The sequence below is a fragment of the Micromonospora sp. NPDC047074 genome (assembly GCF_040643815.1).
GTDB lineage: Bacteria > Actinomycetota > Actinomycetes > Mycobacteriales > Micromonosporaceae > Micromonospora.
Map to the genome: position 1 here is coordinate 108,117 of NZ_JBEYVB010000008.1, position 24,511 is coordinate 132,627.

Annotated in this window: 24 protein-coding genes; 18 read left to right on the forward strand and 6 right to left on the reverse strand. The window is 75.1% G+C overall.

What is annotated here, in order from left to right:
• The 3 genes from ABZ809_RS14455 to ABZ809_RS14465 are packed head-to-tail and all read right to left on the reverse strand — an operon-like array spanning position 1 to position 4,154.
• Complete coding sequence (locus tag ABZ809_RS14455) at positions 1–3,414, reverse strand: ATP-binding protein (RefSeq protein ID WP_357562930.1); 3,414 nt, start codon at positions 3,412–3,414, stop codon at positions 1–3.
• A 49-nt stretch (positions 3,415–3,463) separates the two neighbouring features.
• Positions 3,464–3,826, reverse strand: a complete 363-nt coding sequence (locus tag ABZ809_RS14460; protein ID WP_357562931.1) for a hypothetical protein — start codon at positions 3,824–3,826, stop codon at positions 3,464–3,466.
• Between the two features lie 13 nt (positions 3,827–3,839).
• Positions 3,840–4,154 (reverse strand): hypothetical protein, encoded by a 315-nt coding sequence (locus ABZ809_RS14465; RefSeq protein WP_357562932.1) that lies wholly within the window; start codon positions 4,152–4,154, stop codon positions 3,840–3,842.
• 343 nt (positions 4,155–4,497) lie between these two features.
• Between ABZ809_RS14465 and folP the strand changes: the two genes are divergently transcribed.
• The 7 genes from folP (at position 4,498) to ABZ809_RS14500 (ending at position 9,143) form a co-directional block, all read left to right on the forward strand.
• The gene (gene folP / locus ABZ809_RS14470; RefSeq protein ID WP_357562933.1) at positions 4,498–5,418 is read left to right on the forward strand and encodes a dihydropteroate synthase; all 921 of its coding nucleotides are present in this window, start codon (positions 4,498–4,500) and stop codon (positions 5,416–5,418) included.
• A complete protein-coding gene (folB, locus tag ABZ809_RS14475) occupies positions 5,415–5,780 on the forward strand; it encodes a dihydroneopterin aldolase (RefSeq protein ID WP_357562934.1) in 366 nt (121 codons plus the stop codon). Before folP ends, folB begins: the two co-directional genes overlap by 4 nt.
• The gene (gene folK / locus ABZ809_RS14480) at positions 5,777–6,301 is read left to right on the forward strand and encodes a 2-amino-4-hydroxy-6-hydroxymethyldihydropteridine diphosphokinase (protein WP_357562935.1); all 525 of its coding nucleotides are present in this window, start codon (positions 5,777–5,779) and stop codon (positions 6,299–6,301) included. The genes folB and folK overlap by 4 nt, the downstream gene beginning before the upstream one ends.
• A gap of 19 nt (positions 6,302–6,320) precedes the next feature.
• Complete coding sequence (locus ABZ809_RS14485) at positions 6,321–6,863, forward strand: DUF3180 domain-containing protein (protein WP_357562936.1); 543 nt, start codon at positions 6,321–6,323, stop codon at positions 6,861–6,863.
• Positions 6,864–6,983: 120 nt separating this feature from the next.
• Positions 6,984–8,219 (forward strand): ABC transporter permease, encoded by a 1,236-nt coding sequence (locus ABZ809_RS14490; protein WP_357562937.1) that lies wholly within the window; start codon positions 6,984–6,986, stop codon positions 8,217–8,219.
• Between the two features lie 54 nt (positions 8,220–8,273).
• Entirely contained in the window at positions 8,274–8,588 is a 315-nt protein-coding gene (locus tag ABZ809_RS14495) for a hypothetical protein (protein ID WP_357562938.1), read from the forward strand.
• Between the two features lie 60 nt (positions 8,589–8,648).
• Positions 8,649–9,143 carry a hypothetical protein gene (locus tag ABZ809_RS14500; RefSeq protein WP_357562939.1) on the forward strand — a complete coding sequence of 165 codons (495 nt, stop codon included), beginning with the start codon at positions 8,649–8,651 and terminating at the stop codon, positions 9,141–9,143.
• Positions 9,144–9,225: 82 nt separating this feature from the next.
• On the opposite strand, the gene ABZ809_RS14505 is transcribed toward ABZ809_RS14500, so the two are convergent.
• Complete coding sequence (locus ABZ809_RS14505; RefSeq protein WP_357562940.1) at positions 9,226–10,239, reverse strand: ATP-binding cassette domain-containing protein; 1,014 nt, start codon at positions 10,237–10,239, stop codon at positions 9,226–9,228.
• Positions 10,240–10,241: 2 nt separating this feature from the next.
• On the opposite strand from ABZ809_RS14505, the gene ABZ809_RS14510 reads away from it, so the two are divergent.
• The 4 genes from ABZ809_RS14510 to ABZ809_RS14525 all read left to right on the forward strand — a co-directional run bounded on the left by ABZ809_RS14510 (position 10,242) and on the right by ABZ809_RS14525 (position 14,649).
• Entirely contained in the window at positions 10,242–10,928 is a 687-nt protein-coding gene (locus tag ABZ809_RS14510) for an ABC transporter permease (protein WP_357562941.1), read from the forward strand.
• Between the two features lie 76 nt (positions 10,929–11,004).
• Entirely contained in the window at positions 11,005–11,706 is a 702-nt protein-coding gene (locus ABZ809_RS14515; protein WP_357563038.1) for an ABC transporter permease subunit, read from the forward strand.
• Between the two features lie 288 nt (positions 11,707–11,994).
• Positions 11,995–12,999: a glycine betaine ABC transporter substrate-binding protein gene (locus ABZ809_RS14520; RefSeq protein ID WP_357562942.1), complete on the forward strand. Its 1,005-nt coding sequence runs from the start codon at positions 11,995–11,997 to the stop codon at positions 12,997–12,999.
• 87 nt (positions 13,000–13,086) lie between these two features.
• Positions 13,087–14,649, forward strand: coding sequence for a hypothetical protein (locus tag ABZ809_RS14525; protein ID WP_357562943.1), 1,563 nt, complete (start codon positions 13,087–13,089; stop codon positions 14,647–14,649).
• Positions 14,650–14,686: 37 nt separating this feature from the next.
• On the opposite strand, the gene ABZ809_RS14530 is transcribed toward ABZ809_RS14525, so the two are convergent.
• A complete protein-coding gene (locus ABZ809_RS14530; RefSeq protein ID WP_357562944.1) occupies positions 14,687–15,874 on the reverse strand; it encodes an NADH-quinone oxidoreductase subunit D in 1,188 nt (395 codons plus the stop codon).
• Positions 15,871–16,911: an SAM-dependent methyltransferase gene (locus tag ABZ809_RS14535; RefSeq protein WP_357562945.1), complete on the reverse strand. Its 1,041-nt coding sequence runs from the start codon at positions 16,909–16,911 to the stop codon at positions 15,871–15,873. The genes ABZ809_RS14530 and ABZ809_RS14535 overlap by 4 nt, the downstream gene beginning before the upstream one ends.
• Before the next feature lie 54 nt (positions 16,912–16,965).
• Between ABZ809_RS14535 and ABZ809_RS14540 the strand changes: the two genes are divergently transcribed.
• From ABZ809_RS14540 to nadC, 7 genes are all read left to right on the forward strand, one after another.
• The gene (locus ABZ809_RS14540; protein WP_357562946.1) at positions 16,966–18,255 is read left to right on the forward strand and encodes a phytase; all 1,290 of its coding nucleotides are present in this window, start codon (positions 16,966–16,968) and stop codon (positions 18,253–18,255) included.
• Positions 18,256–18,403: 148 nt separating this feature from the next.
• Positions 18,404–19,357 (forward strand): Rossmann-like and DUF2520 domain-containing protein, encoded by a 954-nt coding sequence (locus ABZ809_RS14545; protein ID WP_357562947.1) that lies wholly within the window; start codon positions 18,404–18,406, stop codon positions 19,355–19,357.
• 29 nt (positions 19,358–19,386) lie between these two features.
• On the forward strand, positions 19,387–20,235 hold the full coding sequence (gene panC / locus ABZ809_RS14550) for a pantoate--beta-alanine ligase (RefSeq protein ID WP_357562948.1): 849 nt from the start codon (positions 19,387–19,389) through the stop codon (positions 20,233–20,235).
• A 33-nt stretch (positions 20,236–20,268) separates the two neighbouring features.
• Entirely contained in the window at positions 20,269–20,694 is a 426-nt protein-coding gene (gene panD / locus ABZ809_RS14555; RefSeq protein ID WP_357562949.1) for an aspartate 1-decarboxylase, read from the forward strand.
• Positions 20,695–20,901: 207 nt separating this feature from the next.
• On the forward strand, positions 20,902–21,795 hold the full coding sequence (locus ABZ809_RS14560) for a septum formation family protein (protein WP_357562950.1): 894 nt from the start codon (positions 20,902–20,904) through the stop codon (positions 21,793–21,795).
• A gap of 127 nt (positions 21,796–21,922) precedes the next feature.
• A complete protein-coding gene (locus ABZ809_RS14565) occupies positions 21,923–23,617 on the forward strand; it encodes an L-aspartate oxidase (RefSeq protein WP_357562951.1) in 1,695 nt (564 codons plus the stop codon).
• Entirely contained in the window at positions 23,614–24,510 is an 897-nt protein-coding gene (gene nadC / locus ABZ809_RS14570; protein WP_357562952.1) for a carboxylating nicotinate-nucleotide diphosphorylase, read from the forward strand. The genes ABZ809_RS14565 and nadC overlap by 4 nt, the downstream gene beginning before the upstream one ends.
• Position 24,511 lies beyond the last annotated feature (1 nt).

A 24,511-nucleotide genomic window follows, 5' to 3' on the forward strand; every position in this document is an offset into this window, starting at 1 on the left:
TCACGCCTCCATGTTCGGCAGGATTGCCGGCAGTACCCCGGCCGCCGCGGCTATCGCGGCGGGAGTGGTGTCGAGGTGGTCCAGCAGACCGTCGACGTACGAGACGTCGACCCGGACCTTCTGCACCCGCCCGTCGACGTCCCGCATCACGAACTCGCGGAAGCCGAGCCGGGTGGCGCTGGTGGCGTCGGCGGTGGAGAGGGAGGCCAGCGTCGCCTCGTAGCCGTCGTCCACCGGTACCCGCAGCAGGCGTAGCGCCTCGGAGGCGATCTCCGCGTCCTCGGCGATCCGGCCGACGAAGACGGTGGAGACCAGGTTCTGCACGTCGAGGCCGAGGATGTCGCGCGGGTTCTGCGAGGCCACCAGCGCGGCGAGGTTCCACTTGCGGGAGTCGCGGGCGAGCCGGACCAGGAAGGACCGCCCGGAGCGCCAGCCCTCCATGAAGTGCGCCTCGTCCAGGCCGACGAGCTTGCGGGACGACATCGAGCCGCCGTAGCAGCGGCGTACGGCGAGCCGGTGCGCGGTGTGCAGCATCGGCAGGGCCAGCGCCTCCTCGGCGGACCAGTACTCCCGCTCGATCTTCAGGTCGGGCAGCCGCAGCCCGGCCATGGTGATCACGGTGAGCGCCGCGTCCGCCCCCAGCAGCCCTTCCGGCGGCCGGCCGAAGAAGAGCATGGCCAACGGCATCTCGGCGGTGTCCAGCAGCAGGTTGGCCAGCTCCCGGCCGGCGTCGTCGTCGAGCTGGCTGAGGCAGGCGACCACGTCGTCCAGGGTGGAGGTCTCCTCGGCGGGCACCTGGCGTACGGCGTGCCGGAACAGGGTCGCGGTGGACGCCTCGCGGGCGACCTGCGGGGGCACCAGCATCATGCAGATGTCCTGCACCAGCATCCGCCGCTCGGCCCGGGCGTTGGAGACCGCGATCTCGAACTCCCGGTCGCCCGCCGCGCCACTGCCGAACTCGCTGCGCAGCGGCGTCGGGATCAGCGAGTACGGGGCCAGCGTGCCGTGTTCGGAGCCGGTCAGGTTCAGCACCCGCGAGTACGGGCGCAGCTCCGGCATGGCGCAGAGCCGGGCCAGCGGGCCGGACGGGTCGAGCAGGGTCACCTGGACCCCGCGCCGGGCCGCCAGGTAGCCGAGCGCGCCGAGCAGGGTCGACTTGCCGCCGCCCGGTTCGGCGACGAAGACGGCCAGCCCGGAGCGTTCGCGTACCTCCATCGGGAAGTGCAGGTCGAGGAAGACCGGCCGGCGGCAGGTGCCGGCCGTCCGCCCGATCAGGTCACCCCGCCGGTCGCCGACGGTGGAGGCGGCCTGGGGGAGCGCGGCGGCGAGCAGGTTGACCGGCATCCGCCGCACGTAGCCGGTGTTGGCGATCGGCTCGCCGGGGATGAACTCGCGGGCCAGCCAGTCCTGGTTCTTCGGGTGTTGCAGCGAGATGCGCAGCTCGCGGGAGTAGAGCTGGATCAGCCGACGGGCCCGCTCCAGGCATTCCTCACGGTTGCGGCCGCCCACGGCGATCCGGTGCCAGCCGTGGGCGCGGGCGGAGTCGACCGGCAGGCCGGTGGTCATCTCGTCGCCGATCACGAGGGCCCGCTTGGCGAGCCGTTCCAGCTCGGGCGGGGCGTCGATGCCGTGCTCGGCGTAGTCGAGCTGTTGGGAGCGGATCATCCGTAGCCGGTGTTCGAGGTTACGGAAGGAGTCGCCGGAGCCGAGGATGTCGACGCGGGTCGAGAGCTCCATCGGCCAGGGCAGCCGCTCGTGGAAGTGCAGCCAGGGCTCGTGCCGCTCGGGGATCTCCAGCGGCTCCATCCGGCCGACCGCCAGTACGGCGACGTGGCGCTCCTCGCCGGTCATCCGGTTGACCAGCTTCACCGTGGAGCCGTACGGGCTGCGGTAGCGCTCGACCTGCTCGGTGAGGGCGAGCAGGTCGCCGCGTTCCCACCGGCCGTCGGTCAGCGGGGAGAGCTGGCCGGGTGGCGCCATGCAGAGCGCCACCGAGCGGTAGAGCAGCCACTCCAGTTCCTGTGCGGTGACCCGCCGCCCGCGCATGCCGAACGCGCCCAGCACCTCGTCGAACTGCTCGACCGTCCGACCGAGCTTGCGGCGCTCGCCCTCGGCCACACCCCGCCCGAAGGTGCGCAGCAGCCGCTCGGTGAGCGAGTCGCCGAGGGACCGCCGGGCGAACGTGACGCCGAGGTAGGTCTGCCCCTCGGCGTGGTTGACCGAGAGCAGGTGCCGCTGCGCGGCCACCAGGTGGTCGCCCCAGCCGGCCGTGCCCGGAACGTCGGGCAGCGGGGCGGCGGTGTGCGCGTCGATGGTGCGGGCCCACTCGTCGGCCGGGAAGGGCCGGGTGGTGCGCCGCAGGTGCAGCCGGAAGCCGGCCAGCCCGGCGTACTGCTCGGAGATCGCCGAGAGCAGGGCCTCCCGCTCCGCGTCCGGCCGGAAGGCCCAGCGGACCTCGGGCAGCCAGTACCAGGCGGTGACGGTGTTGGGGGTGAAGGTCAGGTGGCCGGCGATCTCGGTGACGGCCAGCTCGACCGCCGGGTCCCGGTCCCCGAACTTGATCTTCGGGGGCTTGACCCGGGCCGGCTTGGTGGGCTGGTCGCGCCGGCTGACGCCACGTTGGCGCGGCGGTTTCGTCTCCCGGCCGTCCCGCTCCGGGGCTCGCTCGCCGGTGCGCCGGGCCGGCCGCTCCCGCGCCGCGCCGGGCGACGGCGGATCGGCCGGCGCCGGGTGCGGCGACGCCTGGTGCGGCGGCGGATCGACCGGGGCCGGTTGGTAGGGAAGTGCCGCAGCGGTGGGCGGGGGCGTTGCCGGCACGTCGTCCGCGGCCGGGCGGACCGTGGGCAGCCGGTCCCCGGTCTGGTGCGGCACCCGCGACCGGGCCGGCCGGGCGGGCGGCTCGTACGGGGCTGCCGGTGGCCGGGCGGGCGTCTCGTACGGCGCGGGCCGGGCGTCGACGCCCGGCGGGACCTCCCCTGCGGGCGCACGGTCGACCGGTTCGGTCGGTCGGGCGGCCGGCGGCAGGGTGGCGGGGGCCGGTGCGGCCGGGGCCGGCTCGACGGCGGCCGGCTGCTGCGGGATGGCGGGCTGCTCCCGACCGGCACCCCCGTGCGGGGCGGCCGGCCGCGTCGTGCCGGGGCGCGTCCCGCCGAACAGGTCGAGGAAGGGGGAGTCGATGTCGGCGCTGTCGCCGGTGGCGGCATGCGGTTGTTCGGACCGTGCCGGCCGGCGCTGGACCGGACGGGGCGCCTGGAAGACGCCGACACCGCCGTGCCCGGGCCTCGTCGCGAGCGCGGGATCGAGGGTGGCCTCGTCCGCCTCCGGGTCGTTGGGGTAGTCGAACGACCGCGCACGGTTACCGAGCGGTGCGACCGGACGCCCTGCCGGGGAACCCGGCGTGGAACTGCGACTCATGCGACCGCCTCACCCGCGTCGTTCGGCTGCCTGGTCGGCGTGCGACCGGTCATGCCAGTTCCTCCCGGATCCTGATCCGGCTGCCGACCAGGCGGGGATCCCGCTGCTCCGCGGCCGGCTCCCGGGTCCGCCGCCAGTCGGTCAGCGCGGTGCGGATCACCATGCGCGCGGGCCGGTCCGGGTCGACGTACCGGAAGATGAACGAGGTGCTCACGATGGCGAGCGCGATCTCCCAGGCCGGGAAGAGCTCGACCCGCAGCGTGAACAGCCAGTGGATGAACATGTAGAGGGGAACGAGCAGCATGAACAGGCCGTACTGGGCGTACGGCAGGTGGACCGGAAGGGTGTAGCCGGGCGGCCCGAGATAGACCAGACGGGCCCGGTAGATGTCGTCGTCGGTGCGCAGCCGCATCTCGTGCCCGCGCCTATTCGAAGATCAGGTCGATCAGGTAGTCGCCGATGAAGAACAGTGTGGCGGCTCCGGCGATGAAAGCGAGCCCGACGATCGCGATGGCCGAGCTGGTGAGCACCTTGGAAATCTCACCCCGGCTGGCGCGCCCGATGAAGATGACGCCCAGCACGGCCAGCAGGATCGGGGCGATCTTGCTGGCGAAGAACGTGACGACACCGTTGGTGTCGATGCCCTTGGGCGCGGGCTCGGCGAGTGGAGTCGACGCCAGGGCGTAGAGCGTGTGGGCGGCGGTGGACGTCACCGTCTCCATCAGCTCGATGGCGATCACTGGAACCTCCCCAAGTCGCGGCCGGCGGCGCCGCGGTGGTGCAGTAGGTGTGCCTGGCGGGAACGATGCTTCCCGTGCGCAGCGTCGGCGACCCTGCGTTCGTTACCCACCACGGAGGGTGGTGAGCTTTGGGCGGATTTTCCCGCTTCGGCCCTCCCTCCAGGCTTCGCCATCTCGATGCCGGGCAATTCCAAAGGGTACGGGCAGCCACTCTTTGCGACAAGCCGCGAAGAGTCTGCCCGATCCGGCCCAGACGACCGATCGTACACCTGTTCGAATGCGCATGTCACTGCCCCCGACCCGGCCCACCCGGGGCACCCCGATCGACCGGTACCGTCTAGCCGTGACCGATCTGGTACGGGCCTCGACCCCGGTGGTGATGGGCGTCCTCAACGTCACGCCCGACTCCTTCTCCGACGGCGGACGGTACGCCGACCTCGATGCCGCCGTCGGACACGGCGTGCGGTTGCGGGCCGAGGGCGCCCACCTGGTGGACGTCGGCGGAGAGTCCACCCGGCCCGGCTCCGACCGGGTCGACGCGGAGACCGAGGCGGCCCGGGTCGTACCGGTCATCCGGGAGCTGACCGCCGCCGGGGTGCCGATCAGCATCGACACCACCCGCGCCCGGGTGGCCGAGGCGGCCCTCGCCGCCGGCGCGGCCGTGGTCAACGACGTCTCCGGCGGCCTCGCCGACCCCGACATGGCCCGGGTGGTCCGGGACGCCGGCTGCCCGTGGGTGCTGATGCACTGGCGCGGCCACTCCCGCGAGATGGGGGAACTGGCCCGCTACACCGACGTGGTCGCCGACGTCCGCGCGGAGCTGGGCCAGCGCGTCGACGAGGCGCTGCGGGCCGGGATCGCCGCCGACCGGATCGTGATCGACCCCGGGCTGGGCTTCGCCAAGACGGCCGCGCACAACTGGGAGCTGAGCACCCGCCTGCCCGAGCTGCTGAGCCTCGGCTTCCCGCTGCTCTTCGCGTCCAGCCGCAAGTCGTACCTGGGACGGCTGCTGGCCGGTCCCGACGGCGCACCCCGGCCGACCGGCCACCGCGACGTGGCCACCGTCGCCACCAGCCTGCTCGCGGTGGCGGCCGGCGCCTGGGGCGTACGCGTGCACGACGTCCGGGCCACCGTGGACGCCCTGGCCGTGTGGCGGGCGACGGGCGCGCCCCGTCTCGCACCCGCGACCGAGGGCGACGCCCGCGCGACCCACCCGGGCGTCGACCAGGCGGCCGACACCACCGAACAGGGAGGAGACCGATGACCGACCGGATCCAGCTGACCGGCCTGCGGGCGCACGGCCGGCACGGGGTGTACGACTTCGAACGCGTCCAGGGGCAGGACTTCGTCGTCGACGCCGTCCTGGAACTCGACCTGACCCCGGCGGCCCGTTCCGACGAGGTGGGCGACACCGTGCACTACGGCGAGCTGGCCGAGCGGCTGGTCGCGGTGGTCACCGGCGAGCCGGTCAACCTGATCGAGACGCTCGCCGACCGGCTGCTGACCGTCTGCCTGGCCGACCCCCGGGTCGAGGTCGCCACGATCACCGTGCACAAGCCGGAGGCGCCCGTCCCGCACGCCTTCACCGACGTGGCGGTCACCATGACGCGGCGGCGCGACCGGTGACCCGCGCCGTCCTCTCCCTGGGCAGCAACCTCGGCGACCGGCTGGCACACCTGCGCTCGGCCGTCTCGACGTTCGGCGACACGGTGCTCCTGGCCTCCGGCGTCTACGAGACCCCGCCGTGGGGGGATCAGGACCAGCCCGCGTACCTGAACGCCGTGCTGCTGGCCGAGGATCCGGCCGCGACCCCGTACGACTGGCTGGAGCGGGCCCGGGCGGCGGAGCGCGCCGCCGGGCGCACCCGCGACCCGCAGCGGCGCTTCGGGCCGCGCACCCTGGACGTGGACGTCATCGCCGTGTGGGCCGACGACGAGCCGGTGCGCAGCGACGACCCCGAGCTGACCCTGCCGCATCCCCGGGCCCACCTGCGGGCGTTCGTGCTGCGCCCGTGGATCGACATCCAGCCGTACGGCCGGCTGCCCGGGCACGGCTGGCTGACCGACCTGCTCAACACCGGCCCGGCGGCCGACGACGCCCTGGATCTGCGCCCCCGGCCGGATCTGGCGATAGAGTCGACGGCATGACCGAGTGGAGCCGGCCGGCATGACGCAGGCGCGATCCCCACGACCGGGCGGGGCGGGTCCCGACCGGTCCCGGATGGGCCCCACCCGGATCTCCACCCTGGTCGTGGCCGGTCTCGGGGCCGCCGCGGTGGCCTGGCTGCTGATCAGCGCTCTCTACTACGACCACCTGCCCGATCTGCCCTGGCTGCCGGTGGTCACCCTCGCCGCGCTGGCCGTGCTGGAGGGGTACGCCGCCGTGAACACCCGGGGCCGGATCGAGCGCAGGCCGGGCCGTGACCCGGTCAACCCGCTGCTGGTCGCCCGGTTCGTGGTACTGGCCAAGGCGTCCGCGCTCGCCGGGGCGATCTTCGCCGGGTTCTACGCCGGGCTGACCGGCTGGCTCTTCGTGGAGCGTACGGACGCCGCGATGGACGACCGCCCGGTCGCCGGCGCCGGGCTGCTCGCCGGGCTGGCACTGGTGGCGGCGGCGCTCTGGCTGGAGCGCTCCTGCCGCGTTCCCGAGCAGGAGGACGACGAGGACCGCGAGCCCGGCAACCGGGAGGGCCGCCCCGGCCCGCGCTGATCTCAGGGGGTTACGCCCGACCGCCCGCGCGGGTACGGTGCCTGCGACCGGAGTGCAACGCCGCCCCCGGTCCGCCCGCGCGTCGGACTGGACGGGCGGCCTCTCGTGGGAGGCGGCGTCATGGGATACGAGGAAACTGGGCGTGACCTGTCCGCCGAGCCCTCGTCGGGCATCCCCGCCTCGGTTCTGGAGAACGTCTTCGACGATCCCGCGCACGGGGAACCCGGGCGGGACCGGTTCGCCGTCCATCTCGTGTGGGAGTCGCTGCTCCTGGTCGGGCTGGTCGCGCTGGGCTACCTGCTCTGGCAGGAGAACCCGGCCGCGCTGCGTGGCGACGGGCTGCGCTCGCTGCTCCTCGACGCGGTCGTGCTCGGGCTGCTGACGCTGGCCGCCGGGTTGAGCCTGCGGACCGCGGCGGTGAACCTGGCGATCGGTCCGGTGCTGGTCGCCGCCGCGCTGCACATGGCCGAGCAGGGCGACCGGGGCGCGGCGGCTGCCGTCGGACCGGCCGTGGCGGTGGCCGCGCTGGGTGGCCTCGCCCTGGCGCTGGCCGTGGTGGTGTTGCACGTCCCGGGCTGGGCGGCCACCCTCGCCGGCGCGGCGGGCGTGATCGTGTACGTCGAACAGCGCTCCGCGCCGGTCCTGCCGCAGGGCGACTACGACCCGGGCGGCAACGCGCTGCCCCTCTTCATCGGGTTCGCGGCAGTGGCGGTGCTCGGCGGGTTCTTCGGTTCGGTGCGGGCGGTCCGCCGGGTGGTCGGCCGGTTCCGTCCGGTCGTCGACCCGGCCCGCCGCCGCGGCGTGGTGGCGGCGGTGGTCACCTCCGGCGCGATCGTCGTCTCCACGGTGCTGGCCGCGCTGGCCGGCCTGCTCACCGCCAGCCGGGGCACCGGCCCGGTCGCGCCCACCGCCGGGCTGGACTGGACGGTGTTGGCCGTCGGCGTGGCGCTGCTCGCCGGCACCAGCGCCTACGGTCGCCGGGGCGGCGTCCTCGGCCCCCTGCTGGCGATCTGCCTGGTCACGGTCGCCGTCGAGTACGTGCGGGCCCGGGGGTGGACGGTGAGCCGGTGGGCGGTCGGCGGGGCGGTGCTCGGCGTCGGGCTGGTGGTCACCCGGCTGGTCGAGACCTTCGGGCGACCGGCGAGCGGCGCGGCGGCGGAACCGGGCCGGACCGGTGACCGCCGGTCCGGGGCGGGCTGGTCGGCGCCCGCGGCGGACCCGGTCGGCGAGTGGCCGCCCGCCGTGCCGACGCAGTCCCCCGAGAGCCCCGTGGACCCCTGGAGCGACCCGCGGTGGGAGACCGGGTCCCGGCACCGGGAGGCCGGGCCCCGGCACTGGGACGCCGGCGACAGGTGAGCCGGTGCCGCGTCCACCGGGCCGGGAGTGATCTCGCCGGTTAGGCTCGGCGACATGACCGACACACCATCGACCTCCGCCGGCCCGTCCTTCGAGGAACTCGACGCGCTGTCCACTGAGGAGCTTCGGGAGCGGGCGTTCGCGGTCGCCCGGGAGCGCCGCGACGTGGGCTTCTACTGGTCCGTCCTGCGGCACCTGCCGAACGCGGACGAGGCCGCGGCCCTGGACGGCGCACCCAACTCGGTCGGGCCGACGATCGACGAGGCCGTGGCACTGTGGCGGGAGCTGACCGGGCACGGCTACGAGGAGTCGGCGCCGCTGCTGCGCGCGGCCTTCATCGACTACCTGATGACACACCCGCGGCGCTGACGGTGACCGGCGGTCCCGGGCAGGTTTGCCCTCCGCGGTCGGCCGGGAACTGACCCGGTCATGGCCCTGACCAACCCGTCACGGACCGGCGGTCGCTACGGGACGGCGGCCGGCACGGGCGCGCTCGCCGTACTCCTGTTGGTGGCGGTCTGCGGCAGCCCGGCGTACGTGGGCTGGGCCGCGGGCACCGACCCGAACACCGCCGGCGGCTGGTTCCTGCAACTGCTCTCCTGGCCGGCCTGGCGGTTCGACGGCGACGGGGAGACCGGCCTGCTCGCCGGGAACCTGCGGGCCGTCCTGCTGGTGATCCTCGCCGCCCTCTTCCTCTACCTGCTGCCCACCTCGCAGGTGGCCCGGGTGCAGGCGTCGGGCACGCAGTTCTTCTCCGGCTGGGCCGCGTACGTCCTGGCCAGCGGCTTCGCCTCGCTGCTCGCCGCCTTCCTCGGCCCGGATCCGTCGCTGCTCACCGCGATCCAGTCGGCCGGCACCGGCGCGACGTACGGCTTCCTCTCCGGCTGGATCATCGGCGCGGCCAGCCTGGGCGGCCGCGCCTGACACCCGGCGCGGCCGTGCCTGACACCCGACCCGGCCGCGCCTGACCCGACACCGCGCGCCGGAGTGCCGGTGCGGTCACCGGTCAGGCCGCCGCACCTCCGCCGGACTGGCCGAGTTCGAGCAGCCGGGCCCGGCTGAGCACGCCGACCGGCTGTCCCCCGTCGGTCACCACCACCCGGTCCGCCGCCGAGGTCAGCAGCACCCCCAGCGCGTCGTACGCCGACCCGCCCAGCGGCATCGTCGGCAGCCCGGCCACCCCGGCGGCCGGCAGCGGTTCGACGGCCTCGCCGGTGACCGGGGTGACCGCCAGCCGGCGGATCCCCCGGTCGGCACCCACGAACTCCCGGACGAAGGGCGTGGCGGGCGCGCCGAGCACGGCGGCCGGGGTGTCGTACTGCTCCAGGCGGCCGCCCTCGGAGAGCACCGCGATCCGGTCGCCGAGCCGGACCGCCTCGTCCAGGTCGTGGGTGACCAGCACGATGGTCTTGCGCACCTCGGCCTGCAACCGGAGGAACTCCTCCTGCAAGCGGGTCCGGACGATCGGGTCGACGGCCGAGAACGGCTCGTCCATCAGCAGCACCACCGGGTCGGCGGCCAGCGCCCGGGCCACGCCGACCCGCTGCCGTTGCCCGCCGGAAAGTTCGTGCGGGTAGCGGCGGCCGAACGTGGCGGGGTCGAGCCCGACCAGGTCCAGCAGCTCGTCGACCCGGCGGCGGCTGCGCTGGCGCGGCCAGCCGAGCAGCCGGGGCACGGTGGCGACGTTGGCGCTGACCGTCTGGTGCGGAAAGAGCCCGACGTTCTGGATGACGTAGCCGATCCGGCGGCGCAGCCGCACCGGGTCCGCCCGGGTGACGTCCTCGCCGCCGAGCAGGATCCGGCCGCCGGTCGGCTCGATCAGGCGGTTCACCATCCGGAGCACCGTGGACTTGCCGCAACCCGACGGGCCGATCAGCACCGCCAGCTCGCCGGCCCGGATCTCCAGGCTCAGCTCCCGTACGGCCTCGGTGCCGTCCGGGTAGCGCTTGCGGATGCCCTCCAGCGCGATCGACGCCGCACGCGGCTCAGCGGGTTTCGTGCTCTCCGGGGTAACGTCCACACATGTCCTTCCGCCTGAGCTACCGGGCCGACCCGGGTAACCCGTGGTTCTCCTGGCAGTACCTGCGGGACAACTCTGACACGATCCTCGCGGCCGTGCGTGAGCACGCCTCGCTGACGGTCCGCGCGGTGCTGATCGCCGCCCTGATCGCGCTGCCGCTGGCGGTGGCCGCGTACTGGTATCGATCGCTCGCCGGGCCGGTGGTGGCCCTCACCGGGGTGCTCTACACGATCCCGTCGCTGGCGCTCTTCGCGTTCATCGCCCCCTACCTCGGCATCGGCGCGGTGACGGTGCTCAGCGTGGTGGTCCTCTACGCGCTCCTGGTGATCGTCCGCAATGCCGTCGCCGGGCTCAACCAGGTGCCCCCCGAGGTCCGTGAGGCGGCCGAGGGGATGGGCTACGGCCGCTGGGGCCGGCTGTTCCGGGTCGAGTTGCCGCTGGCCCTGCCCGGCATCCTCACCGGACTGCGGCTGGCCACCGTCTCCACGGTGGCCCTGGTGACGGTGGGCGTGGTGATCGGGCGCGGCGGTCTCGGCCAGCTCATCTTCGCCGGCTTCCAGAACAACTTCTACAAGGCACAGATCATGACGGGGACGCTGCTCTGCGTCCTGCTCGCCCTGGTGCTCGACCTCGTCCTCGCCGGCGCGGGCCGGCTGCTGACGCCCTGGCTGAGGAGAAGGTCGGCGTGATCGCGACGGAAGCGCCGCAGCGGAGTCCCGCAGTCGCGAACAGAAGGTTGGCTCGGTGAACCCGGTCGAGGCGGCAATGGTCTGGCTCAACGACCCGCTGAACTGGACGAATCCGGGCGGGATCCTGGACCGGCTCGGCGAGCACCTGTCGATGTCGGCGGCGGCGGTGCTGCTCGGTTGCCTGATCGCCTGGCCGATCGGGCTCTGGCTCGGGCACACCGGGCGGGGCGGCGGCCTGGTGCTGCTGGTGTCCAACGTCACGCTCGCCGTGCCGACGCTCGCCCTGCTCACCATCCTGCCGCTGACCTTCCTCGGTTTCGGCCGGCCGTCGGTGGTGGTGGCACTGGCCGTGTTCGCGGTTCCGCCGCTGCTGGCCAACGCGTACACGGGGGTGCGGCAGGCCGACCCGGAGGCCCGGGACGCGGCACGCGGGATGGGCTTCTCCGGCTGGCAGCTGCTGCGCCGGGTCGAGCTGCCGCTGGCGGTGCCCTACCTGGCGGCCGGGTTCCGCACGGCGGCGGTGCAGGTGGTGGCGACCGCGGCGCTGGCGTCCTTCGTCAACGGCGGCGGCCTGGGCCAGATCATCCGGGCGGGCTTCGGGCTCGACATCGCGGCCGGCGGTGGGCAGATCCTGGCCGGCGGCGTGCTGGTGGCCGGGCTCGCCGTCCTGCTGGAACTCGTGTTGGCGGTGGTGGAACGGCTCGTCACGCCGCGCCCGCTGCGGGCCGGTCGTCGCCGGGCGAGCCGCCGGGCGGCGGAGGCGGTGGCCGGCGGCTGAGCGCCGGCCGTCCGAGGCGGCGCTGATCTTCCACGGGCGCCTGTCGCCCGGGCGGCGCTGGTTCCACGGCGCCTGTCGCCCGGGGCGGAGCTGACGACTGGTGACGATCCGGTGACAAACGTTGCCTCGGGTTGTCGGAGTCGCGAGAAAGATGTTGGGGTGGGAGATCGCGGGCGGTCGAAGCAGGGTGTCGCCCGTCAGCACACAGCGGGCGATCGACTGGATTTCGCCCGTCGGACACGCGGCCGGCCCGGACGGGTCGCGCCGGGACACGGAAGGCGGGCACTGATGCGCGCACGTACACGCCTGGCGGTCGGCGCGGTGGGCGCCCTCGCCGCGGCAGGGCTGCTGACCGGATGCGGCGACGCCGGCTCCTCCGGCACCGACGCCCCGGCACCGGCGGCCTCCGGGGCGGGCTGCGCCCCGGTCGCCGGCGACCAGCTCGTCGTGCTCGACGACGACAAGAAGCTCCAGAACACCGACAACGTCATCCCGGCGGTCAACGCCGACGTGGCCAACCCGCAGCTGATCGCGGCCCTGGACAAGGTGTCCGCCGCCCTCGACACGCCGAAGCTGATCCAGCTCAACAAGGCCGTCGACGTGGACCGCAAGACGGCGCAGAAGGCGGCCGAGGAGTTCGCGGCTGCCAACGGCATCACGGCGGGTGTCGCCAAGGGACCCGGCGGGAAGATCGTGGTCGCCGCGGCCAACTTCACCGAGAACGAGATCCTGGCCGAGCTCTACAAGATCGCGTTGACCGCCGCCGGCTACGACGTCAAGGTGCAGCAGGTCGGCAACCGCGAGCTCTACGAGCCGGCTCTGGAGAAGGGCGAGATCCAGGTCGTCCCGGAGTACGCGGCGACCATGGCCGAGTTCCTCAACACCAAGGCCAACGGCAAGGACGCCCCGCCGGTCTCCTCGCCGGAGCTGGAGAAGACCGTCGCGGCGCTCAAGGCGGCCGGTGACAAGGTGGGCATCGTCTTCGGCACGCCGGCCGCCGCCCAGGACCAGAACGCCTTCGCCGTGACCAAGACGTTCGCCGACAAGTACGGCGTCAGCACCCTCTCCGACCTGGCCGCCAAGTGCTCCGGCCAGGCGACCGTGCTGGCCGGGCCGCCGGAGTGCCCGCAGCGGCCGAAGTGCCAGGCGGGCCTGATCGAGGTCTACGACTTCAAGGCCGGCTCGTTCAGCTCGCTGGACCAGGGCGGCCCGCAGACGAAGAACGCGCTGAAGACCGGCGCGGCCAGCGTGGGCCTGGTGTTTTCCTCGGACGGCGCGCTCGCCACCAGCTGATCCGACCAATGCGAGAAAGGGGCGAAGGGGCCGGAAGGCCTCTTCGCCCCTTTTCGGGTGGCACAGGTCTCGGTAGGCTCCGGATCCATGCCAGCCCCGGTCGCCTCCGCTGACAAGCGCAGCCTCCCGCTGCTCGCCGTGCTCTTCTGGATCGGTGTCGCACTGGCACCGGTGGCCGCGTTGATCCTGCTCGTCGCGGACGGCAACGGCCCGCTGCGGTTCGCCGCCGTGCTCGCCATCATGGCCGTGGTGCTGATCGGCCTGTCGATCGCGCTGCGTGCCGACGGCGCGGGTCCGGCCCGGACCGAGGAGCTGCTGGACGAGATCGAGCAGCTCCGCCACGAGCTGCGCGGGGAGATCGCGGCCGCCGCCCAGCGTGGCAACCAGGCGCTCGACCATGCCCAGCGGGCGCAGGAGGCGGTGACCGCGCTGCGCCGTCGGCTGGACGCCAGCAGCGCCGCGCTGGCCGGGGTCGACGACTCCGCCGGTGCTGGCCGGGCCCGGGTTCCCGCCGACGGCACCGGCTGGGATCGGACGCCGGGCGCCCAGGACGAGGCGGCACCCCGCCGGAGGCACGCCGACCGGGAGGACGAGGAACACACCCGTCGGGCGCAGCCGGCCCCGCGCGCCGAGCGGCCCGCGCCCGGCCGGGCCGGCGGACACGACACGGAGTCACCGGCCGGTGGGCCGCCCGGCAGGTACGCCGAGCGGCCCGCCGCCGGGGCGGCCGGCGTGTACGGCGCGGGTCGGCCGGCGGAACCCGGGAGCCCGCCCCCGGCCCGCCCGGTCGGCATGGTCCGGCACACCGAGACCGTGCACGTCACCACCCGGCACACCATCGTGGACGGCACCGCGTCCGTGCCCGGTGACCGGCGTGGCCGATACGACGACGGGTACGCGGAACGCTGGTCACCGGCGCCGGAGGAGCGGCCGTGGCCGGGCGGGCCGGACGACCGGTCCCGGGCCGACCACGGGTACGGCGACCCGGCCGACCGGCCCCGCCACGGCGACGACCGGGGGCGCGACGGCGGGCACCGCCGGGACGACCGGGCGCGTGACGGCGGGCACCGCCGGGACGACCGGGGGCGGGGTGAGGCGGCCGGGTCCGGTCGCGCCGCGCCGGCAGGGCAACCGGGGGACGGGCGGTCGTACCCGGCCGAGGAGGCGGGGGCGGAGGGCGACGAGTACTGGTCGCAACTGCGCGCCGGTGACCGGTGGGCCACGGTGCGGGACGACGACCGCGGGCGGGAAATGCGGGTCGGGGAGCGGCGGGCCGAGGTGCACTCGGACGCCACCGGCACCGAGTACCGGGTCGCGGACCGCTGGGCGGCGGTACGCCGCGACGAGCCGAATCGGGGCGCGGCCCGGGCGGACGACGGGTGGCGCGGCGACTGGGCGGAGCCGGCGGACGTCCCGGCCCTGCCGCCCGGCGGGGTGCCGGTGCCCGACGAGTGGCGCCCGCCCCGCCAGCGGGGACGCCAGCCCGAGCCGCACCACGAGCCCGAGCCGCAGCGGCACGACCAGCACGTCGGCGATTTTCGGCAGGAGCAGCGCCAGGCCGGCCAGCGGCAGGACGAGCGCTACGGGTATCCGCCGCGGGACGACGGGCCACGCGCGGGCGGCACCCGCTCCACCGACCGCTGGCGCTGACCCGACCGCCGGCAGCACCGGACGCGGCGGCCGGCGGTCACTTGTCGATGTCGCCGACCACGAAGAACATCGAGCCGAGGATGGCGATCAGATCCGGCACCAGGCAGCCGGGGAGCAGGGTGGCCAGCGCCTGCACGTTCGCGTACGACGCGGTGCGCAGCTTCAGCCGCCACGGCGTCTTCTCGCCCCGGGAGACCAGGTAGTAGCCGTTGATGCCGAGCGGGTTCTCGGTCCAGGCGTAGGTGTGTCCCTCGGGCGCCTTGAGCACCTTCGGCAGCCGGGTGTTGACCGGCCCGGTGAGCCGGTCCACCCGGTCCAGGCACTGCTCGGCGAGGTCGAGCGAGGCGTACACCTGGTCGAGCAGCACCTCGAAGCGGGCGTGGCAGTCCCCGGCGGTCTTCGTCACCACCGGCACGTCCAGCTCGCCGTAGGCCAGGTAGGGCTCGTCGCGGCGCAGGTCGAGGTCGAGGCCGGAGGCCCGGGCGACGGGCCCGGACGCGCCGAACGCGGCGGCCTCCGCGGCGGAGAGCACCCCGACGCCGACCGTGCGGGCCAGGAAGATGTCGTTGCGCCGGATGAGGTTGTCCAGGTCCGGCATCCGCCGGCGGACCTCGGCGATGGCGGCCCGCGCCCGGCCGGTCCAGCCGGACGGCACCTCCTCCTTGAGCCCGCCCACCCGGTTGAACATGTAGTGGATCCGGCCGCCGGAGACCTCCTCCATCACCGCCTGGATGGTCTCCCGCTCGCGGAACGCGTAGAACATCGGGGTGATCGCGCCGATCTCCAGCGGGTAGGAGCCGAGGAACATCAGGTGGTTGAGGACCCGGTTCAGCTCGGCCAGCGCCATCCGTAGCCAGGTGGCCCGCTCCGGCACCTCCATGCCCATCAGCCGCTCCACGGCGAGCACCACGCCCAGCTCGTTGGAGAAGGCGGAGAGCCAGTCGTGCCGGTTGGCCAGCACGATGATCTGCCGGTAGTCGCGTACCTCGAAGAGCTTCTCCGCGCCCCGGTGCATGTAGCCGACGATCGGCTCGCAGGCCACCACCCGCTCGCCGTCGAGGACCAGCCGGAGCCGGAGCACGCCGTGCGTGGAGGGGTGCTGCGGCCCGATGTTGAGCACCATGTCGGTGCCGAGCTGCTCCCCGCCGGTGCCCGCCACCAGGCCGGCTCCGGTGCCGACGGTCAGCTCGCGGAGGTCGCCGGCATCCGTGGTCATGCCCGTCATCGTGCCATGAACCGGTCGGGGTCGACGCCGACCGGTTGCCGCAGCCACCAGTGCCCACCCAACCCGGCCGGGTCGGTCAGTTCGGCCGCCGTCGACGCGGCGGCGAGCGCCCGCACGTACCCGGTCGGGTCGGCGGCGGCCAGGCTCAGCGGCGGTCGCCCGCCGTCGGCCCCGAGCGCCCGCAGCGCCTCCCGCTGCGACACCAGGTCGTACGCGCACCGGGCGACCCGCTCACCGGCGGAGGCGACGGAGTCCACGGCGACGTGTGCGGTGACGTCGCGGGTCCCGTCCGGCACCGGCGGCACCTGACGCCCGTCCCGGTAACCGGTCAACGTCCCGTCCACGGGCCGGCCGTCGCGCAGGTGCCCGTAGTCCACGGCCAGCGCCAGCCCCCGGTCGACGTGGCGCACGGCGTCCGCCCACGCCTCGTCGCGGCTCCTGCCGATCTCGGCGCGCGACCCGGGTCCGCTCGGCCACCAGCGGTCGAGCCAGGCGGCGTCGGCCGCCTCGACGGGGTCGCCCACCGCCTCCGTGCCGGTTCCCGGGTCGACCGCCAGGTAGCGCCAGCCGTCGCCGGCCCGCACGGCCAGGTCGAGCGGCACGTTGTCCAGCCACTCCGTGGCCAGCAGCAGCCCGGTGATCCGGTCCGGGATCTCCGAGGTCCAGTGGATCTCCGCCGGCAGCCCGTCGGGCCGGGGTGCCCGCTCGACGGCGGTGAGCCGTACGCGCCGGGCCAGCGGCACCGGGTCGGCGCCGGCCGGCCGCGCCCGGGGGCCGGCGGGGGGCTCCCCGGCGAGCCCCGCGAGCAGCGACCAGAGCAGTTCGCCGCGCCCGGCACCGACGTCGACGACGTCGAGCCGGCCCGGGTGCCCCAGCGCGCGGTCGAGGTCGGCCAGCAGGCGCAGGAGGCAGTTGGCGAACAGCGGGGCGGCGTGCGCGCTGGTGCGGAAGTGCGCGGCCGGGCCGGCGCCGGAGACGAAGAAGCCGTCCGGTCCGTAGAGCGCCCGTTCCATGGCGTCCCGCCAGCGGATGGACATCAGTTCATGCTCCGTTCAGCCCACGTCACCATGCCGACCCTACGGTCAGCGGTCATGAGACGACTGTTCCTCCCCGCCCTCACGGTCGTACCGCTGCTGCTGGCCGGCACGCCGGCGTCCGCCGCGCCGGCCCGCGCCGGCGCCGACGAGACGCCGCGGGCCGTCCGGGCGGCGGTCGAGACGCCCTCGCTCTTCGACGACGCCGCCGGCGGCGACGCGGACGCCGACGACCCGGCGATCTGGGTGCACCCCACCGACCGGGCCGGCAGCCTGGTCGTCGCCACCGCCAAGAACGGCGGCCTGCGGGTGTACGACCTGCACGCCCGGCAGCGGCAGGCGATTCCCACCCCGCCGGCGCCCGGCCCGGACGACGAGGCGGGCCGGTTCAACAACGTCGACCTGGTCACCGGTTTTCGGCTGGGCCAGCGGCGGGTGGACCTGGCCGTGGTCACCGACCGGGGCCGGGACCAGCTGCGCTTCTACCGGATCGACCCGGCGACCCGGCGGCTGACCGACGTCACCGCGCCGGACGTGCCGTACGCCTTCAGCCGCGACCAGGCCGAGGTCAACGAGCAGCGCACCGCGTACGGGCTGGGCGCCTGGACCGCCCCCGACGGCACCGCCTACGCGGTGGTCAGCCGGCGCAGTACCCCGGAGGTGGGCCTGTTCCGGCTGGTCGAGCGGGCGGGCCGGGTCTCCTACCGGCCCGTGGACCGGCTCACCCTGCCGTCGCGCTTCGCCCTGCCCGACGGCACCTCCTGGTCGCCGTGCACCGATCCCGGGGACGGCCCGCAGGTCGAGGGGACGGTGGTCGACCCGGCCACCGGCGTGGTGCACCTGGCTCAGGAGAAGGTCGGCCTGTGGCGGACCCGGCTGGCCGGCGGCCGGTTCGTCGGCGCCCCGGTGGCCGTGGAGCGGGTCCGCGAGTTCGGGGTGCCGGCCGCGTTCGACCCCGAGGTGGACGACTGCGTGACCGACCACTCCGCCGACCCTGGCTTCGGCGGCCGGATCGCCCAGGACGTCGAAGGGCTGACCATCTACCAGACCGGCCGGTACGCCGGCACGCTCGTCGTGTCCAGCCAGGGCGACGACACCTTCCACACCTACGACCGGCGCACCGGCCGCCACACCGGCCGGTTCGCGGTCGTCGACGGCCCGGTCGACGGGTCGCAGGAGTGCGACGGCGCGGCCGTGGTCGCCACCCCGCTGCCGGGCTTCCCCGGCGGGCTGCTGGTGGTGCACGACGGCCGGAACACCCCAGAGACTCCGGGCGGCGACGGCGACGCCCGCCCCGACACCAACTTCAAGTTCCTCGACGCCGGGTTCCTGCGCGCCGGCCGCTGACCCCCCGTCCAGCGGGCCGCTCCGCGTCGGCGGGGCGGCCCGGGTCATGCCATCGGTGAACGTTTTCACACATCCTTGTCCCGCTTCCGTAACCCCGGCGCATACTTGCCATCGACCGGTACCCCTTCTCGAGGACTGGATCGTCGCCATGAGCGCACCGCTGCGCCCGCGTCCGGCCGCCGCCCTCCGGGCCGCCGCCCCGCCGGCCACCACCCCCCGTCTCCTCTCCGTCGGCGTCATCGGCGCAGGCCGGGTCGGCGCCGTGCTGGGCGCCGCGCTGGCCTCCGCCGGTCACCGGGTCGTGGCCGCCACGGGCGGCTCCGGCGCGTCCCGGGCCCGGGCGGCCCTGCTGCTTCCCGGCGTGCCCCGCCGCTCCGCCGCCGCCGTGGCCCGGGCGGCCACCGACCTGTTGCTTGTCGCCGTGCCCGACGACGCGCTCTCCGGAGTGGTCGCCGCCCTGGCCGACGGCGGCGCGCTGCGGCCCGGTCAGGTGGTCGCGCACACCTCCGGCGCGCACGGCCTGGCCGTGCTCGCCCCCGCCGCCGCGGTCGGTGCCCGGCCGCTCGCCCTGCACCCCGCGATGACCTTCACCGGGGCACCGGACGACCTCGCCCGGCTGGCCGGCATCTCGTACGGGGTCACCGCCCCGGCCGAGCTGCGCCCCCTGGCCGCCCGGCTGGTCGCCGACCTCGGCGGGGTGCCGGAGTGGGTCGGCGAGGCGGACCGACCGCTCTACCACGCGGCTCTGGCGCACGGCGCCAACCACCTGGTCACCCTGGTCAACGAGGCGGCCGACCGGCTGCGCGACGCCGGGGTGACCCAGCCGGAGAAGGTGCTCGCTCCGCTGCTGCGGGCCGCCCTGGAGAACGCGCTGCGCCTCGGCGACGACGCGCTGACCGGGCCGGTGTCCCGGGGCGACGCCGGCACCGTCGAACGGCACCTGGCCCGGCTCGCCGCGACCGCCCCCGAGTCCGTGGCGCCCTACCTGGCCCTGGCCCGGCGTACGGCCGACCGGGCCATCGCCGCGGGGCGGCTCCGGCCGGTCGACGCGGAGTCGCTGCTCGGCGTGCTCGCCGGCGACCGGCGGGAGGTGGCGGCGTGACGGGGCTGGCAGGGAAGGGAGAGGACCGCATGCCGGAGCTGGTGCACACCCGGGCCGAGCTGGCCGCGGCGCGCGACGGGCTCAAGGGCACCGTCGGCGTCGTGATGACCATGGGCGCGCTGCACTCCGGGCACGAGACGCTGCTGCGGGCGGCCCGGGAACGGGCCGACCACGTGATCGTCACGATCTTCGTGAACCCGTTGCAGTTCGGCCCGACCGAGGACTTCGACCGGTACCCGCGCACGCTCGACGCCGACCTGGAGATCTGCCGGCGGGCGGGCGCGGACGTGGTCTTCGCCCCCGCCGTGGTCGACATGTACCCGGACGGCGAGCCGCGGGTGCGGGTGAACCCGGGCGCGCTCGGCGAGGACCTGGAGGGGCAGAGCCGCCCCGGGTTCTTCCACGGGGTGCTCACCGTGGTGCTGAAACTGCTCCAGCTCACCCGCGCCGACCTGACGTTCTTCGGCGAGAAGGACTACCAGCAGCTGACCCTGGTGCGGCGGATGGCCCGGGACCTCGACGTGCCGGTCGAGGTGGTCGGCGTGCCCACCGTGCGGGAGCCGGACGGGCTGGCCATGTCCAGCCGCAACCGTTACCTCTCCCCGGCCGAGCGGGAGGCCGCCCTGAGCCTGTCGGCGGCGCTGCGGGCCGGGGCCGGGGCCGCCGAGGCGGGTGGTGACGCGGGGGAGGTGCTCACCGCCGCGCACGCCGCCTTCGGCGCCGGTACGCCCGGCGCGCGGCTCGACTACCTGGTGCTCACCGACGCGGACCTGGAACCGGGGCCGGTCTCCGGGCCGGCGCGGCTGCTCGTCGCCGCCAAGGTCGGCACCACCCGGCTGATCGACAACGCGGCGATCCGGCTCGCCCCCCGTTCCTGAAGTCCACCCCCGACATCCGCGAAAGGCATCCCGATGCTGCGCACCATGCTCAAGTCGAAGATCCACCGGGCCACGGTCACCCAGGCCGACCTGCACTACGTCGGCTCGGTGACCGTCGACGAGGATCTGCTCGACGCCGCCGACCTCATCCCCGGTGAGCAGGTGGCGATCGTGGACATCACCAACGGGGCGCGGCTGGAGACGTACGTGATCCCCGGCGAGCGGGGCAGCGGCGTGATCGGCATCAACGGCGCCGCCGCCCACCTGGTGCACCCGGGCGACCTGGTCATCCTCATCTCGTACGGGCAGATGGACGACGCCGAGGCCCGGGCCTACTGTCCCCGCGTCGTGCACGTCGACACCGACAACCGCGTCGTCGAGCTGAACGACGACCCCACCACCGCCGCCCCCGGCACCGCCGGCGCCCCTGTCCCCAACCCCCGAGCCGCCCTCCGCTGACCCCTGCCCCCCTCCCCTCCCCTCCCACCCCGCCCCTTGCGGCGATCTTGCACTTATGGCCCTTGATTTGTCCGCACTGTGTGGCTTGTCGGGGCAGAAGGTGCAAGATCGCGGGAGAGGGGAGGATGTGCGGTCTGTTACCGGGAGGGGGCGGTGGGTAGGGTGAGAGGGCTCGGGTGACGCGGGTGGTGGCTGGGGGAGGCCGCGATGCACCGTGGTGTGTCCAGTCTGCTCGCGGCCCTCGCCGCGACCGCGATGCTGGCCGGCTGTGCGGGCGCCGCCGGGCTGGACGGTGACCTGGCCGACGACTGGCCGGCCATGGCCGCGCCCGGGCCCTTCACGCCGGCCGCCGGGGTGTGTCACGAGGCCGACTTCGCCGACGTGGTGACCCTGGCGGCGTACGCGCCGGTCGACTGCGCCGCTCCGCACCGCGTCGAGACCGTGCACGTCGGCGCCTTCCCGGCCGAGCGGCCCGCCCCGCCGCCGGGCGGCTCCGCCGAGCTGCGGGGCGCCTTCGCCGAGTGCGACACCCGGGCCAGCGGCCACGTCGGCGACGACTGGCGGGCGGGGCGGCTCCGGCTGGCGGTGGCGCTGCCCTCCGGGCCCGGCTGGGCGGCCGGTGCCCGCTGGTACCGGTGCGACCTGACCGAGGTGAGCACCGTCGAGGCCGCCGCCACGGTGGTGGTCCGCACCGGCAGCCTGCGGGACGCGCTCCGTGGGCCGTCCCCGCTGCGGCTGGGCTGTCAGCAGGCCCGCGCCGACGGCGGCTCGGTGCGCACGCTGCTCCCGGTCGACTGCGCCACCAGGCACGACGTCGAGTTCGTCGGGGTGTGGCGGGCGCCCGACCGCCCGTACCCGACCCGCCCCGCCGACTGGGCGCCGCTGTACGCCGGCTGCCGCTCGGTGCTCGGGCGCTACGTGGGGGTGCCCGAGGACGCCGCTCTGCGGTTCCGCAGCGGCGTGGTGGTCCGCCCGCCGGGGGCCGGCCGGTGGCGCGTCGGGGACCGGGGCGTCCGCTGCTACCTCTGGCTCGACGACCGCTCGGTGACCGGCTCCCTGCGGGGCGCGGGCCCTGCGGCCCTTCCGGTGCGGAAGAGATAACGGGGAGTTCGGGGTTGGCCGGCCCGACAGCCGGCCCGGCCGGTGGCGCGCGTCCGGACGTCATGGCCCAAACCACTCGTCCCGCCCCCGCCGCCCCTCGCGAGGACCCTTCGGGTTGACTGTGGGCATGGACCTTCCGACCGTCGACCTGCCGACGCTGCCCGGCCTGCTGGCCGCCCCCGCGCCGGGCTGGGTGGAGACCACCGACGTGATCGTGGTGGGCTCCGGGGTGGCGGGGCTCACCGCCGCGCTGCATCTGCGCGAGGCGGGGCTGCACGTCACCGTCGTCACCAAGGTCAACATCGACGAGGGGTCGACCCGCTGGGCGCAGGGTGGCATCGCCGCCGTGCTCGACCCGCACGACACCCCGACCGCGCACGCCTCGGACACCGAGATCGCCGGCGTCGGGCTCTGCGACCCGGCGGCGGTGCGGGTACTCGTCGAGGAGGGCCCGACGCGGCTGCGCGAGCTGATGCGGATCGGGGCGGAGTTCGACCGCAACCCGGACGGCTCGTTGATGCTCACCCGCGAGGGCGGGCACCGGGCGGACCGGATCGTGCACGCCGGGGGCGACGCCACCGGGGCGGAGGTGCAGCGCGCCCTGCACGCCGCCGTCCGCCGCGACCCCTGGATCCGGCTGGTCGAGCACGCCCTGGTGCTGGACCTGCTGCGCGCCCCCGGGGACGGTCCCGGCGGGCTCGGCCCCGCCTGCGGCATCACCCTGCACGTGCTCGGCGAGGGCAGCGAGGACGGCGTGGGCGCCATCCTGGCCCGGGCGGTCGTCCTGGCCACCGGCGGGATGGGCCAGATCTACGCGGCCACCACCAACCCGGCCGTGTCGACCGGGGACGGGGTGGCCCTCGCAATGCGGGCCGGCGCGGCGGTCACCGACGTGGAGTTCGTCCAGTTCCACCCGACCGCGCTGATCACCCCGGCCGGTGCCGGCGTGCCCGGCGCCGGGCACGCCCAGCAGCCGCTGGTCTCCGAGGCGCTGCGCGGCGAGGGCGCCCACCTGGTCGACGGCGACGGCAAGCGGTTCATGGTCGGGCAGCATGAGCTGGCCGAGCTGGCGCCCCGGGACGTGGTCGCCAAGGGCATCCACCGGGTCCTGCTGGCCACCGGCGCGGACCACGTCTTCCTCGACGCCCGGCACCTGGGCGGCGACTTCCTGGCCCGGCGCTTCCCGACCATCGTCGCGTCCTGCCTGGCCATCGGGGTCGACCCGGCGACCGACCTGATCCCGGTCGCCCCCGCCGCCCACTACGCCTCCGGCGGCGTCCGCACCGACCTGCGCGGTCGGACCTCCATCCCCGGCCTGTACGCGTGCGGCGAGGTCGCCTGTACCGGCGTGCACGGCGCGAACCGGCTGGCCAGCAACTCGCTGCTGGAGGGGCTCGTCTTCTCCCGGCGGATCGCCGAGGACATCGCGGCCGGGCTGCCCGAGCAGGCGCAGCCGGCGCCGACGGGGGCCTGGGTCGGCGGCGAGGGCTGGGTGCTGCCGGCCGAGGCGACGCCGACGCTGCAACGGGCGATGACCCGGGGCGCGGGCGTGCTCCGCTCGGCGGAGACCCTGGCGGGGACCGCCGACGTGCTGACCGGGCTCGGCGCGGGCCGGGGCCGGCCCCGGACGGCCGACTGGGAGGCGACGAACCTGGTCACCGTGGCGTCGACGCTGGTCGCCGCCGCGTACGCCCGCCGGGAGACCCGGGGCTGCCACTGGCGGGAGGACTTCCCGACGGCCGACGAGCGGTGGCACGGCCACCTGGTCGGCGCGATCGGGGCGCAGGGCAGACTGACGCAGACGTGGGAGGGGACCCGATGACGGAGTCGACGGAGCGGGCACTGCGGGACGCGGGCCTGGACCCGGCGCAGGTGCGGCGGGTGATCTCCGACGCGCTCGCCGAGGACCTGGGGCCGGACTTCCTGGACGTCACAAGCGTCGCCACCATCCCGGCCGAGCAGACCGACACTGCCGACCTGGTGGCCCGCGCCGACGGCGTGGTGGCCGGGCTGGCCGTGGCGGCGACGGTGTTCGAGCTGGTCGGCGAGGTGACCGGCACGGGTCGTACGGTCGAGGTGTCGATGGTGGCCCGCGACGGCGCGCGGGTGGCGCGCGGCGACGTGCTGGCCACGGTGACCGGCCCGACCCGGCTGCTGCTCACCGCCGAGCGGACGGCGCTCAACCTGCTCTGCCGGATGTCGGGGGTGGCCACCCACACCCGGGCCTGGGCGGACGCGCTGGCCGGCACCAAGGCGATGGTGCTGGACACCCGCAAGACCACCCCGGGGCTGCGCGCCCTGGAGAAGTACGCGGTCCGGGCCGGCGGCGGCACGAACAAGCGGATGGGCCTGCACGACGTCGCGATGATCAAGGACAACCACAAGTTCGCGGCGGGCGGCATCACGGCGGCCTTCCGCCGGGTCCGGGAGGCGTTCCCGGACGTGCCCGTGCAGGTGGAGGTGGACACCGTCGCCGAGGCGGTGGAGGCGGTCGAGGCCGGCGCGGACTTCCTGCTGCTCGACAACATGACCCCGGAGATGCTCACCGAGGTGGCCGCGCTGGTGGGGGACCGCGCGGAGCTGGAGGCGACCGGCGGGCTGACCCTCGACATGGCGGCGCGGTACGCGGCGACCGGCGTCGACTTCCTGTCGGTCGGGGCGCTGACGCACTCCTCGCCGATCCTCGACGTCGCCATGGACCTGCGCACCGGGTGAA

Bases quoted from the DNA above. Each gene is read 5' to 3' on its own strand.
- ABZ809_RS14500 (WP_357562939.1), top strand. From the start codon at position 8,649: ATGGCCCTGACCAACCCGTCACGGACCGGCGGTCGCTACGGGACGGCG.
- ABZ809_RS14565 (WP_357562951.1), top strand. From the start codon at position 21,923: ATGGACCTTCCGACCGTCGACCTGCCGACGCTGCCCGGCCTGCTGGCC.
- ABZ809_RS14545 (WP_357562947.1), top strand. From the start codon at position 18,404: ATGAGCGCACCGCTGCGCCCGCGTCCGGCCGCCGCCCTCCGGGCCGCC.
- nadC (WP_357562952.1), top strand. From the start codon at position 23,614: ATGACGGAGTCGACGGAGCGGGCACTGCGGGACGCGGGCCTGGACCCG.
- ABZ809_RS14490 (WP_357562937.1), top strand. From the start codon at position 6,984: ATGGGATACGAGGAAACTGGGCGTGACCTGTCCGCCGAGCCCTCGTCG.
- ABZ809_RS14495 (WP_357562938.1), top strand. From the start codon at position 8,274: ATGACCGACACACCATCGACCTCCGCCGGCCCGTCCTTCGAGGAACTC.
- ABZ809_RS14535 (WP_357562945.1), bottom strand. From the start codon at position 16,911: ATGTCCATCCGCTGGCGGGACGCCATGGAACGGGCGCTCTACGGACCG.
- ABZ809_RS14540 (WP_357562946.1), top strand. From the start codon at position 16,966: ATGAGACGACTGTTCCTCCCCGCCCTCACGGTCGTACCGCTGCTGCTG.
- ABZ809_RS14525 (WP_357562943.1), top strand. From the start codon at position 13,087: ATGCCAGCCCCGGTCGCCTCCGCTGACAAGCGCAGCCTCCCGCTGCTC.
- ABZ809_RS14460 (WP_357562931.1), bottom strand. From the start codon at position 3,826: ATGCGGCTGCGCACCGACGACGACATCTACCGGGCCCGTCTGGTCTAT.
- folB (WP_357562934.1), top strand. From the start codon at position 5,415: ATGACCGACCGGATCCAGCTGACCGGCCTGCGGGCGCACGGCCGGCAC.
- panD (WP_357562949.1), top strand. From the start codon at position 20,269: ATGCTGCGCACCATGCTCAAGTCGAAGATCCACCGGGCCACGGTCACC.
- panC (WP_357562948.1), top strand. From the start codon at position 19,387: ATGCCGGAGCTGGTGCACACCCGGGCCGAGCTGGCCGCGGCGCGCGAC.
- ABZ809_RS14455 (WP_357562930.1), bottom strand. From the start codon at position 3,414: ATGAGTCGCAGTTCCACGCCGGGTTCCCCGGCAGGGCGTCCGGTCGCA.
- ABZ809_RS14560 (WP_357562950.1), top strand. From the start codon at position 20,902: ATGCACCGTGGTGTGTCCAGTCTGCTCGCGGCCCTCGCCGCGACCGCG.
- ABZ809_RS14485 (WP_357562936.1), top strand. From the start codon at position 6,321: ATGACGCAGGCGCGATCCCCACGACCGGGCGGGGCGGGTCCCGACCGG.
- ABZ809_RS14520 (WP_357562942.1), top strand. From the start codon at position 11,995: ATGCGCGCACGTACACGCCTGGCGGTCGGCGCGGTGGGCGCCCTCGCC.
- ABZ809_RS14515 (WP_357563038.1), top strand. From the start codon at position 11,005: ATGGTCTGGCTCAACGACCCGCTGAACTGGACGAATCCGGGCGGGATC.
- ABZ809_RS14510 (WP_357562941.1), top strand. From the start codon at position 10,242: ATGTCCTTCCGCCTGAGCTACCGGGCCGACCCGGGTAACCCGTGGTTC.
- ABZ809_RS14530 (WP_357562944.1), bottom strand. From the start codon at position 15,874: ATGACGGGCATGACCACGGATGCCGGCGACCTCCGCGAGCTGACCGTC.